Annotated in this window: 10 protein-coding genes; 7 read left to right on the top strand and 3 right to left on the bottom strand. The window is 65.2% G+C overall.

Going from position 1 to position 14,520, the window contains the following annotated elements:
* Positions 1–16: 16 nt before the first annotated feature.
* Entirely contained in the window at positions 17–1,285 is a 1,269-nt protein-coding gene (gene tviB / locus FA85_RS20000) for a Vi polysaccharide biosynthesis UDP-N-acetylglucosamine C-6 dehydrogenase TviB (RefSeq protein ID WP_036117702.1), read from the bottom strand.
* A gap of 358 nt (positions 1,286–1,643) precedes the next feature.
* Between tviB and FA85_RS20005 the strand changes: the two genes are divergently transcribed.
* The 3 genes from FA85_RS20005 (at position 1,644) to FA85_RS20015 (ending at position 5,573) form a co-directional block, all read left to right on the top strand.
* Positions 1,644–2,309 (top strand): response regulator transcription factor, encoded by a 666-nt coding sequence (locus tag FA85_RS20005; RefSeq protein WP_036113486.1) that lies wholly within the window; start codon positions 1,644–1,646, stop codon positions 2,307–2,309.
* Complete coding sequence (locus FA85_RS20010; protein WP_036113484.1) at positions 2,309–4,630, top strand: ATP-binding protein; 2,322 nt, start codon at positions 2,309–2,311, stop codon at positions 4,628–4,630. The genes FA85_RS20005 and FA85_RS20010 overlap by 1 nt, the downstream gene beginning before the upstream one ends.
* 82 nt (positions 4,631–4,712) lie before the next feature.
* Positions 4,713–5,573, top strand: coding sequence for an aldo/keto reductase (locus tag FA85_RS20015; protein ID WP_036113483.1), 861 nt, complete (start codon positions 4,713–4,715; stop codon positions 5,571–5,573).
* 107 nt (positions 5,574–5,680) lie between these two features.
* Here the strand turns inward: FA85_RS20015 and FA85_RS20020 are convergent, their stop codons facing one another.
* A complete protein-coding gene (locus FA85_RS20020; RefSeq protein ID WP_036113481.1) occupies positions 5,681–6,979 on the bottom strand; it encodes an NAD(P)/FAD-dependent oxidoreductase in 1,299 nt (432 codons plus the stop codon).
* A gap of 190 nt (positions 6,980–7,169) precedes the next feature.
* Between FA85_RS20020 and argS the strand changes: the two genes are divergently transcribed.
* The 4 genes from argS to FA85_RS20040 all read left to right on the top strand — a co-directional run bounded on the left by argS (position 7,170) and on the right by FA85_RS20040 (position 11,010).
* Positions 7,170–8,930, top strand: a complete 1,761-nt coding sequence (gene argS, locus FA85_RS20025) for an arginine--tRNA ligase (RefSeq protein ID WP_051943701.1) — start codon at positions 7,170–7,172, stop codon at positions 8,928–8,930.
* Positions 8,931–9,023: 93 nt separating this feature from the next.
* The gene (locus tag FA85_RS20030; protein WP_036113479.1) at positions 9,024–9,800 is read left to right on the top strand and encodes a cyclic nucleotide-binding domain-containing protein; all 777 of its coding nucleotides are present in this window, start codon (positions 9,024–9,026) and stop codon (positions 9,798–9,800) included.
* A gap of 49 nt (positions 9,801–9,849) precedes the next feature.
* Positions 9,850–10,467 carry an OmpW/AlkL family protein gene (locus FA85_RS20035; protein WP_239739799.1) on the top strand — a complete coding sequence of 206 codons (618 nt, stop codon included), beginning with the start codon at positions 9,850–9,852 and terminating at the stop codon, positions 10,465–10,467.
* A 72-nt stretch (positions 10,468–10,539) separates the two neighbouring features.
* A complete protein-coding gene (locus tag FA85_RS20040; RefSeq protein WP_036113474.1) occupies positions 10,540–11,010 on the top strand; it encodes a DUF1203 domain-containing protein in 471 nt (156 codons plus the stop codon).
* Between the two features lie 7 nt (positions 11,011–11,017).
* On the opposite strand, the gene FA85_RS20045 is transcribed toward FA85_RS20040, so the two are convergent.
* Entirely contained in the window at positions 11,018–13,963 is a 2,946-nt protein-coding gene (locus tag FA85_RS20045; RefSeq protein ID WP_036113468.1) for a TonB-dependent receptor, read from the bottom strand.
* Between the last annotated feature and the right edge of the window lie 557 nt (positions 13,964–14,520).

The raw sequence follows: 14,520 nt of genomic DNA on the forward strand, positions 1-14,520 counted from the left end.
GGATGCCGTCTCGCGGTCACAGGCGCCCGTCCACCGCTTCCCGCGGCAGTACGTATTTGACGTCGTAAACGACGGAGGCCGGCTTGCCGAACGCGCGGATGCCTTCCGCGCCCCATGCGATGAATTCCTTATGGCCCACCGCGACCAGGACGGCGTCGTAGCTGCCCGCCTCAGGTACGTCGACCGGGGTGATTCCGTATTCGTGCCGTGCTTCGCTGGCCCGCACCCAGGGGTCGTGTACGTCGACGTGCACGCCGTAGCCATCGAGGGCGCCTACGATATCGACCACGCGTGTGTTGCGCAGGTCGGGGCAGTTTTCCTTGAAGGCGAGGCCCAGGATCAGCACACGCGCCTGCACGGGGTTGATGCCCTTGCGAACCATCAGACGGACCAGCTCGCTGGCGATATACGGACCCATGCCGTCGTTGGTGCGGCGACCTGCCAGGATCACGTCGGGGTGGTGGCCGACCTGCTGCGCCTTGTGGGTCAGGTAATAAGGATCGACGCTGATGCAGTGCCCGCCGACCAGGCCGGGGCGAAACGGCAGGAAGTTCCACTTGGTGCCGGCCGCTTCGAGGACTTCGAGCGTGTCGATACCCAGTTTGTTGAACAGGATGGCCAGGTCGTTGACCAGGGCGATATTCAGATCGCGCTGGGTGTTTTCGATGACCTTGGCGGCTTCGGCGACTTTGAGCGAACTCGCGCGGTGCGTGCCGGCGGTGATGACCGAACGGTATAGCGCGTCGACGGTATCCGCGGTTTCCGGCGTCGAACCCGACGTGACTTTGAGAATGCTGGTCACTCGGTGTGTCTTGTCACCCGGGTTGATACGTTCCGGGCTGTATCCGACGAAGAAGTCCTTGTTGAAGACGAGGCCCGACACGGCGGCGAGAATGGGGACGCAGATCTCCTCCGTGCAGCCGGGATACACCGTGGACTCGTAGACAACGATGTCGCCGCGCTTGAGAACTTTGCCCAATGTTTCGCTGGCACGGCGCAGTGGTGCGAGGTCTGGGCGACGCGCGTCGTCGATCGGCGTCGGGACGGTCACGATGTAGATGTCGCAATCGGCCAGTTCATCCAGCGCGTCCGAGAAGCGCAGGCGCTTCGAGGCCGCCAGTTCGCCCGCGTCGACTTCCAGCGTGACGTCGCAACCGGCGCGCAGTTCATCGATGCGGCGGGAATGTATGTCGAAACCGAGGGTTGCGTATTGCTTGCCGAATTCGACTGCCAGGGGGAGACCGACGTAGCCGAGGCCGACCACGCCGATGCGGGCGGTAGCCAGCGCGCGTGGTGGCGCGGTCTCCGCGTCGGAGTAGGGGCGAGCTTCGGCCGACGCCTCGTGTACGGCGCTACCGGCCTGTCTGCGGCTAACGATGTCCATACGCGTCCTTCCCCTGATGGCCCGGAAACCCCGTGGAACGAGGCCAGAGAAGGTTAGCAACGCGCCTTCGTCTTGCCTGTATGGCTTACGTGGGTGGACGAATGGCCGATGGCACCATGCCTGAACGTAGGGCTAGCGCGACATCGATTGACGTGTGAAGCAAGCGTTTACAAGGCTCGGTCGCCGCGATATCTTGCCGTCGGTCCCACTACGTATCGGTGGGCGTATGACTACAAGCCTCTCCCCATCTGGTCCACTCATGTCCGCGCGAAGCTATCTGGGCTCGGTGCGCGTGGCCTTACTGGACGACCATGCGCTCGTCCTCAAAGGGCTGGTCGCGCAACTGGAGACGTCCCCCTCCATCGTGATTCTCGGCAGCTTTTCGAGCAGCCGGCCTTTCCGTGCCTTGCTGGCCGAGACGCCCGCGGACGTCGTGCTGCTCGATTATTCGCTGGCTTTCGACGACCTCGATGGTGTCGCGCTGATCCGGCTGCTGCGCAAGGCGTACCCGCGCATGAAGATTCTCATCGTCTCGGCGCATGACGAAGGCCTGATCGTGCGCAACCTGCTTCAGGCCGGCGCGGATGGCTTCGTGGCGAAAAGCCAGGATCCCTCGGAGATCATCCATGCGATCGACGTGGTGATGACCGGCGGCGTCTACCGGCCTCCGCAGCGTGTCGGCATACCGGGCGAGGGCGCCGCGGGCAGCAAGACGGGGAAGCAGCTGTCGCTGCGCGAGTGGGAAGTGGTCCGCTGCCTGCTCGACGGACTGGGCGTGACGCAGATCGCGGTGAAGTTCGGCCGTAGCATGAAGACCATCAGCGCACAGAAGTCGGCGGCGTACCAGAAACTCGGCGTCCGCTCGGACAGTGAGTTTCACAGCCTGAAGGAACACATCCGCGCGCTGGCGAACCAGCCGCCGTGATGCGCCGTTTCGCATGGATGCTGGTTGGCTGCATGGTCGCAGCGGTGGCGGTCGCCCAGGACGTGCCGGACGAGGAGACGCGCGCGCGCTGGGTGAAAGCGCACCCCGTGCTGCGTATCGCCCTGGATCCTCAGCAGGGCGCCGAGATCGGTGCCGGCAAAGCGAACCCCCTGGTGACGGAGTACCTCGCGCTTGCGGCGCGTAAGGCGGGCATGCGCTTCGAGGCGGTACGCACGCGCTCCTGGGCGGAGTCGGTCGCCGCATTCAGGGCGCATCGGGTCGATGTGCTGCCGTCCACCGCCGATCGCATGCTGACCGCCGATCTGGGCAGCTCGGCGCTGCTGTCGTCGCCTTTCTATGTCGGCCGTACGCTGATCGTAACGCGGACGGTCGGACCCGCCGAAATGGACCTCTGGCATCTGCAGGGGCGCACGGTGGCCTTCAAGGGCGGAGGCCAGTACGAGGCGTGGCTCGAGCGCGAGCACCGCTCCATCACCCGGCTTCCCCTGGCCGATATCCATCAGGTGCTCGCCGCCGTCGAGAGCGGCGTGGCCGACGCGGCGATCGGTGTGGACGTAGCCTACTACCCGATCGTGCGCCGCGATTACGCCATGAGCCTTCGCGTGGCGGGGACGGTGCCGGACATGGCGGTGTCTGTCCGCGTCGCCGTCCAGCGCGACGAGCCCGAGCTGCTCGCCATTCTGGAGCAGAGCATGCGCGGGCTGTCCTCGGCGGACAACATGGCGGTGATCGAGCGGTGGCTCGAGACGGCGTATCTGCGCCAGCCTACCGTGTCGCAGGTACTCTCGGCGTTTCGCGGCGAGCTGGGTCTGGGTGTCGCACTGATAGCCGCGCTGGTCTTCGCGCTATGGCAGATGCGCCGTGCGCAGCTGGCGTCCCGTCGCGGCGAGCAGCAGAAGACCATGCTGCTGGCGGTGATGAGTCATGAAGTGCGCAACGCGGTCAACGCGGTCACGTCGTCGATCGACCTCATGGCACGCGAACCTCAGGATGGTCCCCAGCGTGACCTCATGGCGATCGCACAGGTCAGCAGCCGGAACCTGCAGAACCTTCTGAAGAGTGCCCTCGATTACACGCGCTCGGAAGTTGAGGGTTTCACCCCTGACCCGGTGCCCTGCGACGTGCAGGCGATCGCGCGTGACGCGATCGAGGCACAGCGTCTGGCGATCGAGGCCAAGGGCCTCGCGGTGCGTCTGGATCTGCCGATGGGGCCCTTGCCGTGGCTGCTGGTCGACGAAGTCCGGGTCAGGCAGCTTCTGGAAAACCTGTTCGCCAACGCGGTGAAGTTCACCGAGCGCGGCCACGTGGGAATCGCTCTCTGGCAGGGTGCCGGTGAAAACGAAGACGGGGTGCGTCGCCTGCTGATCGAGGTGTTCGACACGGGTATCGGTGTCCCCGCGAACCGGCAGCGTCAGCTGTTCAAGCCGTTCGCCCAGGCGCGTGGGCGTCTCGACGTCCGTCTTGGCGGCAGTGGCCTCGGCCTGGCGATCTGCAGGGATATCGCGACCAACCTGGGTGGCACCCTCGAATTCAACAGCGAGGCGGGCGTGGGTACGGCCGTCCGCGTCACCTTGCCGACGAGTCTGGTGCCCCGCACGACCTCGTCACCACCGTCGCCAGCCGCCGACACGTCGATGTGCGGCGAACCGGGCGGCATCGTGCTGCTGGTCGAGGATCACCCGGCCAACCGGCAGATCATCGTTGCCCAGCTCAAGTTCCTCGGTTACGCCACCGAAGCCGTGGATCATGGCCAGGCGGCTATCGACCGTTTCGTGCCCGGGCGCTTCGTGGGCGTTCTCCTGGACTGTGAGTTGCCCGACATGCAGGGTTACGACATCGCTTCCGAATTGCGCGCGCGCGAGGCCGAGGCTCGCGTCACTCCCACCCGATTTATCGCCATTTCGGCCAACCAGGGCAGCGATCATGTGCGCCGCTGCGCGGAGAGCGGCATCGACATCGTGCTGGGAAAGCCGCTTTCGCTGGATGCGCTGAAGTCGGCGCTGGCCGGTCCCGTCTCGCCCATGGCGGAGCAGGCGGTTTCCCCCACGCCCGCCATGCAGGCCGCCTTTCGTGAGGAGACCCGGCACGATCTTGCGCTGACCTGCGATGCGCTCGAGCGGGGCGACTTCGCGCGAGCACTGCATCACGTCCATCGCGTGAAAGGGGCCGCGCTGGTCTGCGGCATGGTGGCGATCGCGGACATCGCCGAGCGGCTGGAAGAATCGCTGGGGGCGGGTGGGGGCCTTGCCGATGCCGAGCCCTTCATGGAAGCCATCGCGCGGCATCTCGACGGTGACTGAGCCGCCACCACGCCCTTTAAACGTCTCATCGCGTACCAATGTGTGTCTGTGACTTTCCTCGTCCCACTCATGGAGTCATACGATGACAACCCCCAACGCAGCAGCAAGCGGCACGTTCAGCATCGGCGGTGATCTCGAGGTCAATCGCCTCGGTTTCGGCGCCATGCGTATCACCGGCAAGGGCATCTGGGGCGACCCGGCCGATCCCGCCAAGGCGCGGGCCACGCTGGCGAAGCTTCCCGAACTCGGGGTCAACCTCATCGACACGGCGGACAGCTACGGCCCCTACGTCAGCGAGGATCTGATTCGCGAGGTTCTGCACCCGTACAAAGGCCTCGTTATCGCGACCAAGGGCGGCCTTACGCGTCACGGTCCCAACGTCTGGCCCCCGCTGGGCCGACCGGAATATCTGCGCCAGTGCGTTCTGATGAGCCTGCGCCGTCTCGGCGTCGAACGCATCGACCTCTGGCAGCTGCATCGCATCGACGCGAAAGTGCCGCTCGATGAGCAGTTCGGCGTGATCAGGGACATGCAGAACGAAGGGCTGATCCGCCACGTCGGCCTGTCCGAGGTCAACGTCGAGGAAATCGAAGCCGCCTCGAAATTCTTCAAGGTCGCGACGGTGCAGAACCTCTACAACCTCGGTAACCGCCAGAGCGAAGCGGTGCTCGACTACGCCGAGAAAAACGGCATCGGTTTCATTCCTTGGTACCCGCTGGCGGCGGGTGAGCTGGCGAAAGAGGGCTCGCTGCTGTCGAAGATCGCGAAGAAGCTCGGCGCGACGGACGGCCAGGTGGCTATCGCGTGGCTGTTGAAGCGTTCAACGGTGATGCTGCCGATCCCGGGTACCGGCGATCCGGGCCACCTCGAGGAGAACGTCAAGGGTGCGAGCATCGAGCTGTCGCAGGAAGACTTCGAGGCGCTCGAGCACGCGGTGAAGTGACGTGCTTCCGGTGAGTTGAGGGATCCGGCCACCGCCAGCAGGACTGGCTTCCACCCAGGCCGCCGGGCCCAGGTGGAAGTCGGCTCCGCCAGCGGAGCCCGCTGGCCTCAATGCAACTTCACCGGCGGCAGCGTCGTGTTCCGCAGCCAGTCCGCCAGCCACAGTGCCGTCGCACGGGGCCAGCCGTGCAGCGTCGCGCGATGCCTCTGCTGCAGTGACACGTACACCAGCTTCGCCAGCCAGCCGCGCATCGGGATCACCGACGTATGGCGGCCCGACGGCAATTCGCCGGTCGCCTGGCGTACGCCCAGGGAGACGAGCGTTCCCTTCGAATGGAAGACGAACGCTGCGGGTGTTTCGCCTCGCGATACCTTGATCAGCGCGTCCGACAGATACGTCGCCTGCTGATGCGCGGCCTGTGCCGTCGGCGGCACGCTGCCTCCGTCGGGCGTGGCGGTGAACGCGCAGTCGCCGAGAGCGTAGATACCCTCGACGCCCTTCGCCGCGAGGTGCTCATCGACCACGATGCGCCGGTCGCGCGACAGCTCGAAATGGCCGAGGCCCTTGACCATGTCATGCCCGGTGACACCCGCGGCCCAGACCTTGATGTCGCAGGGAATGACGCTGCCATCGGACAGGTGGAAAGCGTCATTCTCGACGGCGTTGACGCCGACGCCAAGGCGCAGGTTGACCTTCATGCGCTCCAGGATCTGCTGCGCGGAAGCCGACGTGTCCGGATCCACGGCGGGCAGCACGCGTGGCGCCATATCCATCAGGGTGACGTCGAGTTTCGCGGCGGAATCCAGGCCGCCATAGCGATGCATGTCGTTGAAGGCGTGGTGCAGCTCGGCCGCGAGCTCGACACCGGTGGCGCCCGCGCCGACGATGCCGACGCGGATGCGCTTTTCCGGGTCGCCCGCGCTGCGCAGCGCGAGGGCCAGGATTTTCCGGCGTAACGCGATGGCCTGGGCCGGGCTGTCGAGCATGTCGCAGTTCTCGAGCACGCCGGGCGTGCCGAAGTCGTTCACGCGGCTGCCGAACGCCAGCACCAGGGTGTCGTAGGTCAGGCTCCGCGGTGGCAGGATCAGCTCGTCCGTGTTGGGCAGGTGCACCGCTTCGAGGTCGATCGTTTTTTCCGCGGCGTTCAGGCCCAGCAGGGCCCCCGGTTCGAAGCGATAACCATGCGCCTGCGCGTGCGCAAGAAAAGGCACCGCTTCTTCGCCGTCGCCCAGCAGGCCGGCGGCAAGCTCGTGCAATCGCGGCTTCCAGAAATGGCTGGAATCGCGGTCGACGAGCGCGACATCGAAGGCCTGGCTCTTGCCCAGCCGGGTGGCCAGTTCGATGCCGGCGGCACCGCCGCCGACGATCACGACGCGATGTGCGCCGGGCCGCTTGGTTGAGTTCATTGAGAAGTCTCCGTATCAGTCTGAAACGAGCATACCCAGCGTATCGTTCGCGGCTTGCGAAGACCCACCGTGTCGTGTAAACAAAGCGCATGTCCCCGCGCATCCTTCTCCGACGACGAATCGCCCAGCTCGCACTGAGCTGAGCCGACGGCGCGCCTTGCGCCGCCTTTCATCGTCCCTGGAGAAACCCATGTGCCTGTCCCCGGCGTCGCGGATCGACGTCCTGCTTACCGCTGCCTTCCTGTCGCTCGACCTGCCTGCGGCTCTCGCCAGGGCGGTGCCTGCCACACGCCCGGACCTCGGCGATTTTCAGTGCAACGGCGCGCTTGCTGCCGCGGCGCTCGTCGGCCGGACGGGGCGCGCCATCGCGGAAGACATTGCCGCGTACCTGCGCCAGGAACCGGCTTTTGCCGAGGTTAGCGTTGCCGGTCCGGGTTTCATCAACCTGCGGCTATCCGCCGCGTTCATCGCGCAGGGTCTTGACGCCGTGGCCGCGGATGACCGGCTGGGTATTCCGGATGAAGGCCGTGCGCGGCGTGTCGTGCTCGACTTCGGTGGTCCCAACGTCGCGAAACCGCTGCACGTAGGGCATTTGCGCTCCCTCGTGCTTGGCGAGAGCCTGCGGCGCATTCATGCGGCACTGGGCTGGTCGACGCATGCGGATGCGCATCTCGGTGACTGGGGCTTGCAGATGGGCATGTTGAGCGCGGCGATACGCCGCACGGACCCGACCCTGGCGTTCTTCGATTCCGAGGCGGTGGCACCGTTTCCCGCGACCGCGCCGGTCACGCTCCGTGAACTCGAACGTCTCTATCCCGAAGCCGCCGCGGCGTGCCGGGAGGACCCTGGCCGGATGGCTGAAGCCCGCGCGGATACGGCGGCCTTACAGGCGGGCGATCCGGGACTCATGGCGTTATGGCGCTCGTTGCGTGCGCTCAGCCTGAGCTCTCAGGTAGCCGACTTCGAGCAACTGGGCGTGCGCTTCGACGCTCTGAATGGCGAGAGCGACGTGCGGGATGCGATCGCGCCGCTGGTCGCCCGGCTGCGGTCGTGCGGTGTCGCGACAGCAAGTGAGGGCGCCGTGGTCATTGAAGTCGCCGAGCCCACGGACAGCTCGCCGGTGCCGCCGTTGCTGCTGGCAAAGAGCGACGGCGCCGCCCTTTATGCGACCACCGATCTGGCAACGCTCGAGGCTCGTGCGTCGGTGCCGGGGTTGGCGCGTGTCGTATACGTCGTCGATCAACGGCAGGCACTGCATTTCGAGCAGGTCTTCCGCGCGGCGCACAAGGCAGGCATCGCCCGGGGTGTCGAACTGGTCCACGCCGGTTTCGGCACGGTGAACGCGCCAGACGGCAAACCTTTCAAAACCCGCTCGGGCGGTGTGGCGCGGTTGGCCGAACTGCTGGACGACGCCGTCGCCCGCGCCGCGGAGCGCCTTTCCTCTTCCGGCTACGGCATGGACCTGGACGGTGCGCAACGCGAGACGCTCACGCGCCAGGTGGGCGTCGCCGCCGTGAAGTTCGCCGATCTGTCGGGGGATCGTCTCTCGGGGTATGTCTTCGACCCCGGGCGCATGGTCGCGTTCGAGGGGCGCACGGGTCCGTACCTGCAATACGCCTGCGTGCGCCTGCGGTCGTTGCTCGCCAGGGCCGCCGGTGAGGTCGTGGGGCCCGCGCAGGCGTCGGCGCCGGTGGAGCGCGACCTCGCGCTGCATTGCCTGTCATTCGGTGACACGGTGTCGGAAGCCGCCCGGCTGTATCAACCCGGCGTACTTGCGGCTTACGCGTATACGCTCGCCCAGCACTTCAGCCGGTTCTATGGCGAGTGCCCGGTGCGGGCCGAGCCAGATCCGGCCACGCGCGCTTCGCGGCTGGCCCTCTGCGTGCTGACCGAACGCGTGCTTACCCGCTGCCTCGACCTGCTGGGTATCGACGTGCCGCTGCGGATGTAGGAGGACCTATCGTCGCAGGCACCGCGCATCCGGCCTCCCCACACGCGCGCGCCTGTTACCGTCCGTTCGACCTATCGCATCGGGGTAACTGAGATGACCGAGTTGCACGACGTCGCCACGCGCCACGGCTGCGTGGCCTGTGGGCTGCACGACGTCTGCCTGCCCGCCGGTATCGAGGGCGAGGCGCTCGCGCGCGTCGACCGCATGACCCGGGACCGCCGCACGCTGGTCCGGGGCGAGCCGCTGTTTCGTCAGGGCGAGGTGTTCCACTCGCTTTACGTCCTCCGGTCGGGCGCGACGCGCAGCACCATCGCCGACGCCGAAGGCGTGCATCAGGTCATCGGCTTCGGGTCGCCGGGCGATATTCTCGGCGTGGACGGGCTGCTCGACGAGGCGTACCGGACCGAGGCGATCGCGCTGGAGCGCAGCACGCTGTGCGAGGTACCGTTTGCCCGGATGGAAGCGGCTCTGACCGAAGTGCCGTCGTTGCACCGGCGCATGTTGCGCGTACTCAGCGGCGAGGTCGCCGCCGATCAGGATCATCTCGTGGCGATGGGACGTCAGTCGGCTGTCGAACGCGTCGCCTTGTTCGTGCACGGTCTGGTCGAGAAGCAGGGCAGGTTGTCGCGGCAGGGCGATTGGCTGCGGCTGTCGATGTCACGTGCGGACATCGCCAATTACCTTGGTCTTGCCGTGGAAACCGTGAGTCGTGCGTTGGGGCGCATGGAGGAGACGGGGATGCTGCAGGCCAGTGGTCGCACGCTGCGCATCCTCGACCGCGCGATGCTGTCGGCGATGGTTTCCGCGGCGCCCTTGCGATCGCAGGAAAAACTGACCGCGATCAGGAAACGCGCGGCAATGAATTCCTAACCTTTGTCTGCCGACCGGTTGCGGTCGGGACAGAATGAAGGAGTTTTCCGTGCGTAACCTGAAGAACGTCGCCATCGCCGGCCTGCTGTGTATGGCTCCTGTCACCGGTGCGATCGCCCAGTCCGTCGATAATCCCTGGATCCTGCACATTGGAGCCCATGTCGTCGACCCGCGCTCCGACAACGGCCACCTCGCGGGCATGAAGGCCAGTGTGGGCAGCAGCACGCGTCCGACGCTGAGCCTCGAATACCTGTTCACTCCCGAATGGAGCGTCGACGTGCTCGCTGCCGTGCCGTTCCAGCACAGCGTCCGCCTCAACGGGCAGCGTGCCGCCACCGTGAAGCAGTTGCCGCCGACGGTCGGCGTGAACTATCACTTTCTCGCGGGTCGCCCGGTGTCGCCCTTCGTTGGCGTCGGCGTGAACTACACGCGCTTCTTCGACACGAAGGGTCGCGGCGCCTTGCAGGGCGCCAACGTCGACCTCGACAGCAGCTGGGGCATCGCGTGGCACGGTGGCGTCGATATCACGCTGGACCCGCGCTGGACTCTGACGCTCGACGCCCGTTACATGGACATCGATTCAAAGGTGAAGGTCGGCGGGGCCTCGGTGGGTACCGCGCACATCGACCCGTGGGTATATGGCTTCAGCTTTGGGTATCACTTCTGACGGCAAGATCCGGATGGCTGGCGAGTCCAGGCCGCGAGCACCATGGATTCATTCCCACACCGGAGTGAATCCATGTCGTTTCGAATCAGTGGTCTCGATCCCGCACCTTTCCAGTCCCTCTACGGCCTTGATGACCGATCACTCGAGGCGCGCAACGCCTTACGCGTTATCGCCGGCGATGACACCGGGTACCCTGAACGCATCGAACTTCGAGCCGCGCGCAAGGGCGAGGCGCTGATCCTCCTGAACTACGTTCACCAGCCCGCGCCGGGGCCCTATCGCGCGAGCCATGCCATCTTCGTCCGTGAGGGCGCGACGGTCGCTTATGACGCCGTGGACGAGGTTCCCGACGTGATCCGCACGCGGCATATCTCGTTGCGCGCCTTCGACGAGCGAGGGCATATCGCCGATGCGCTTCTCGTACCGGGTACCGCGGTTGAAGAGGCGGTGGAACGCCTCTTCAACCGCGGCGCGGTGCGCTACATCCATGCGCATTACGCGGCTTACGGGTGCTATGCCGCGCGGATCGATCGCGTCGGATAAGCGAAGATCAGAGCTTGTAGTTGAGCCCGAACATCACCGTCCGCCCGTACGTATCGAACTCCAGCGGGCGTGCGACCTTCACGTTGTTCGGCAACGCGGCGATCTGCTGCGTCTTCATCGGCGAATCGGTCAGGTTGTTGACCTGAAGAAGAATCGACAGCCCGTTCCATGTGCCATGGTCGAAGGCGTAGCCGAGCTGCAGGTCGGTCTGCTTGTCCGCCAGCACCTGGGTGTATCCCAGCTGGTCGAACAGGGCGACGGCCTCACCGGTAAACGAAGAGCGGTAACGTTCCGCCACGCGCACCGACCAGCCGTATTTCTCGTAGTACAGGGCCAGGTTGGCGACTTTGCGGGACAAACCGGGCAGGGTCGACGGGCTGCCCGGGATGCTCGACACGGCGCTGACCGGCAGGGTGCTGTTGGTCAGCGAGAAATTGGCCTGCACGCCGAAGCCGTCGAGGGCCGGGGTGACGAGACCGCCTTCCAGCGACCCGGACAGTTCCAGGCCCTGCATCTTGCCGCCGGTGCCATTTTCCGGGCGTGTGAACGAGCCGATGGTGCTGGTCGGCGTGAGCGTCGGGTTGTCGTTGACGTAACGCGAGAAGTCGTAATCCAGCGTGGTCTGGTTGTAGATGTAATTCAGCAGATTCTTGTTGAACACCGCCGCCGCGACGTAGCTTGCGGTGCCGAAGTATTTTTCCCATGACAGATCCGCACCCACCGCGATATACGGCTTGAGCTTCGGGTTGCCGCCGCTGCCGGACCAGAGCACCTGACCCGCGCCGGGACCGTCGAGGACTTCCGCAACGCCCGCCGAGGTGGCGACCTTTTCGTCGTCGATGCGTCCGCGCGCCATGGTCTTGGCCAGGCCGAAACGCAGGAACTGCTTGTCGGCGATCTCGGCGGCAAGGTTGAGGCTGGGCAGGATCTTGCTGTATTTCGCGCCATCGGAGATGCGGCCGACCAGCGTGTTGCCGTTGGTCTGGAGGGCCTCCGACGACTGATCGGTCTTCACGCCCTGCACGCCGACGTTGCCGCGCAGCGGAATGTCGCCCAGATGCGTGTCGATATTGAACTTGACGTAGGCGACAGGGACTTTCTCTTCGACCGAATAGTTGCGACTCCAGTCCGATTGACCGTTGCGCTGGGTCTTGTAGTACTGGCTGTTGAGGGCCTGCAATACGTCGTAGTTGACGACGCCGGGAAAGCCGCCATAGCTCAGATCGGTGATGCCGCTGAGCGCGGACGGATCGATGGGAGCCGCGAAACCGGGCAGGTAATCGGCCGACGTCGATCCGTTACCGTTGAGCCAGGCAAAGTACACGTCGGCCTGCTTGGTCTTCTTGCGATCGGAGTAGTTCACGCCGATGTTGACGTCGCTGAAGATCCAGCCCACGGGATGGCTCACCTCGAGGCGGAACGCCTTGATCGTGTCCTTCTGCTTGTCGAACTCTTCGCGGCCGTCATAGCCGTAGTTGTTGGGATCGGTGAAGAACATCGCCGAGGGATCGGCGAAATTCACCCCGGGACGAAAATCCGGAAAGTGCTCGTGGATCGGCGTAGCGAAATCGGTCGACGATGTCGCCTGATCCGGAAGGCCGGCGAACAGGTAGGCGTCGTGCAGGTCCTTCTTCGCGCTGGAATAAGACAGATCGGCCGTGAGGGCCCAGCCGTTGCCGAAGTCGTACTGGTTGTTCCAGCCCGCGGAGAAGAGCTTGTCGTGTTCTTTCGTGTAGTCGTTCTGCAGGATCGACTTGAGGCCGTCGATGTGGCCGGTAGTAACGATCGGATAGGGCAGTGCGGGGACCACGCCCACGTTCGAATACGAGACGTTGTCGTAAGGGCTGCTCGACCACTGCGCACCATTGAGGTACGTCTTCTGATTGAACGTCGAGTAGTACAGATCGATCGTGGAGTGATAGTGGTCGTCCGGAGCCCACTCGAGCACGGTCATCAGGCCGTTACGCAGCTGGTTCTCCGATTTTGCACGCAACTGCGCGCCTTCCTGAGAAAGCACGTTGTCCGGCAAGCCTGGTGTATGCGGCGCGCCCCAGTTGTTCTCCGCGCCCTGCGATCCATTGTTGAGACTCCACCACCACGCCTGATACTGCTTTTCCTGTACGGGCGAATCCAGCTGCGCGAAGCCGACCGCCAGTCCGAGCGTGTGGTCGAAGTACTGGTCGATATACGAGAAGCTGACGCGATGACCCGCATCGCCCACGCCGGAGCCGTGATTGAGGCTGCCGTTGGAATTGGTCTCCCCGCGCACGTTGGCGGCGAACGTCCGCTTCGGCAGATCCAGCGGCTTGATCGTGTGCAGATCGACGGTGCCGGAGAGGCCCTGGCCGATGAGGCTCGCATCCGGTGTCTTGTAGACGGCGGCGCCGCTGATCAGTTCGGACGGATACTGGTCGAAATCGACACCACGGTTTTCGCCGATCGTCGCTTGCTCGCGGCCGTTCAGCGTGGTGCCGGCGAAGTCGGGCGACAGGCCGCGAATGGAGATCTGGTTCGCGCGGCCATCCACACGCTGCGTCGCGAGGCCGGACAGGCGCGCCAGACTCTCGGCGATGCTGCTGTCGGGAAGCTTGCCGATGTCCTCGGCGGAGATCGCTTCGATGATGTTGTCCGAATTGAGCTTGGCCTTGAGTGCGCTCTGGATGCTGCCCTGAATACCCGTAACGACCACCGCGTCGAGGTTGCTTGCGGCATCCGGATTGGCGGCGCGTTTTTCCTTGTCGCTCTGCGGAGCCTGCGCGGCGGTAGCTGGCGTGGCTGCCGGCTTCGTGGCGGCCTTTACGGCTGGCTTCGCCGTATCCTGCGCCGTGGGCGTTTGCTCCTGGGCGGTGGCGATGCCGCCGCACAGCAGCGAGAGCGCGGCGGCGCATGCGACGGCCAATGGCCGGCGTGGGGTGGCGGGCACGGCACGGCCCTGCGTCTGTCGACGATTCATCGAGATCCCTGCGATTACGTTGAGTGAGCGGCGCACCCCTGTTCACGCCGCCGCGCGAGAATGCGCGCCCCTTGCGTCGGTGTCATCGTGCGTCGCAGCAGAATCCTGCGGCCTGGTTCATCCGGACGCAAAGTCTCGTGGTGCGTTGCAATAGGCGTACGTCTATGCATTTTTGGCCGTTGACGCCCTTTTTACAGTGCGCTATATGTTGCTCCACGCGGTGCGTTCGACGAACGTCATACCGCGTATTCCTCCGGCATCCTTGGGGTATGCCGGCACGCAGCTCGCGATGAATGACGGACAGACCGCTACGATGCGTCGCCCCGATTCCAATCAGAACGCCAGCTGCGCCTTCGCAGGTCGTCCGTTCGTGCATGTGAGGGCCGATGGCCTTCCGATCCTCGCGCGAAACAAACTCAGCGCCCTGCGTTCCCGCGGCAAGTGTGTCGCCGGCTACTCGCCCCCGCAAACCTCCCTCTGATCGTCCGACCAAACTGATCGGCACGTTCACCCGTCCGTCGTGATGTCGACGCATGCCCGCTGACGCGAGCGTGCAC

Origin of the sequence: Luteibacter mycovicinus (assembly GCF_000745235.1) — a bacterium.
Lineage (GTDB): Bacteria > Pseudomonadota > Gammaproteobacteria > Xanthomonadales > Rhodanobacteraceae > Luteibacter > Luteibacter mycovicinus.

Coding starts and splice junctions, on each gene's coding strand:
- FA85_RS20005 (WP_036113486.1), top strand. CDS start 1,644: ATGTCCGCGCGAAGCTATCTGGGCTCGGTGCGCGTGGCCTTACTGGAC.
- FA85_RS20010 (WP_036113484.1), top strand. CDS start 2,309: ATGCGCCGTTTCGCATGGATGCTGGTTGGCTGCATGGTCGCAGCGGTG.
- FA85_RS20015 (WP_036113483.1), top strand. CDS start 4,713: ATGACAACCCCCAACGCAGCAGCAAGCGGCACGTTCAGCATCGGCGGT.
- FA85_RS20020 (WP_036113481.1), bottom strand. CDS start 6,979: ATGAACTCAACCAAGCGGCCCGGCGCACATCGCGTCGTGATCGTCGGC.
- argS (WP_051943701.1), top strand. CDS start 7,170: ATGTGCCTGTCCCCGGCGTCGCGGATCGACGTCCTGCTTACCGCTGCC.
- FA85_RS20030 (WP_036113479.1), top strand. CDS start 9,024: ATGACCGAGTTGCACGACGTCGCCACGCGCCACGGCTGCGTGGCCTGT.
- FA85_RS20040 (WP_036113474.1), top strand. CDS start 10,540: ATGTCGTTTCGAATCAGTGGTCTCGATCCCGCACCTTTCCAGTCCCTC.
- FA85_RS20045 (WP_036113468.1), bottom strand. CDS start 13,963: ATGAATCGTCGACAGACGCAGGGCCGTGCCGTGCCCGCCACCCCACGC.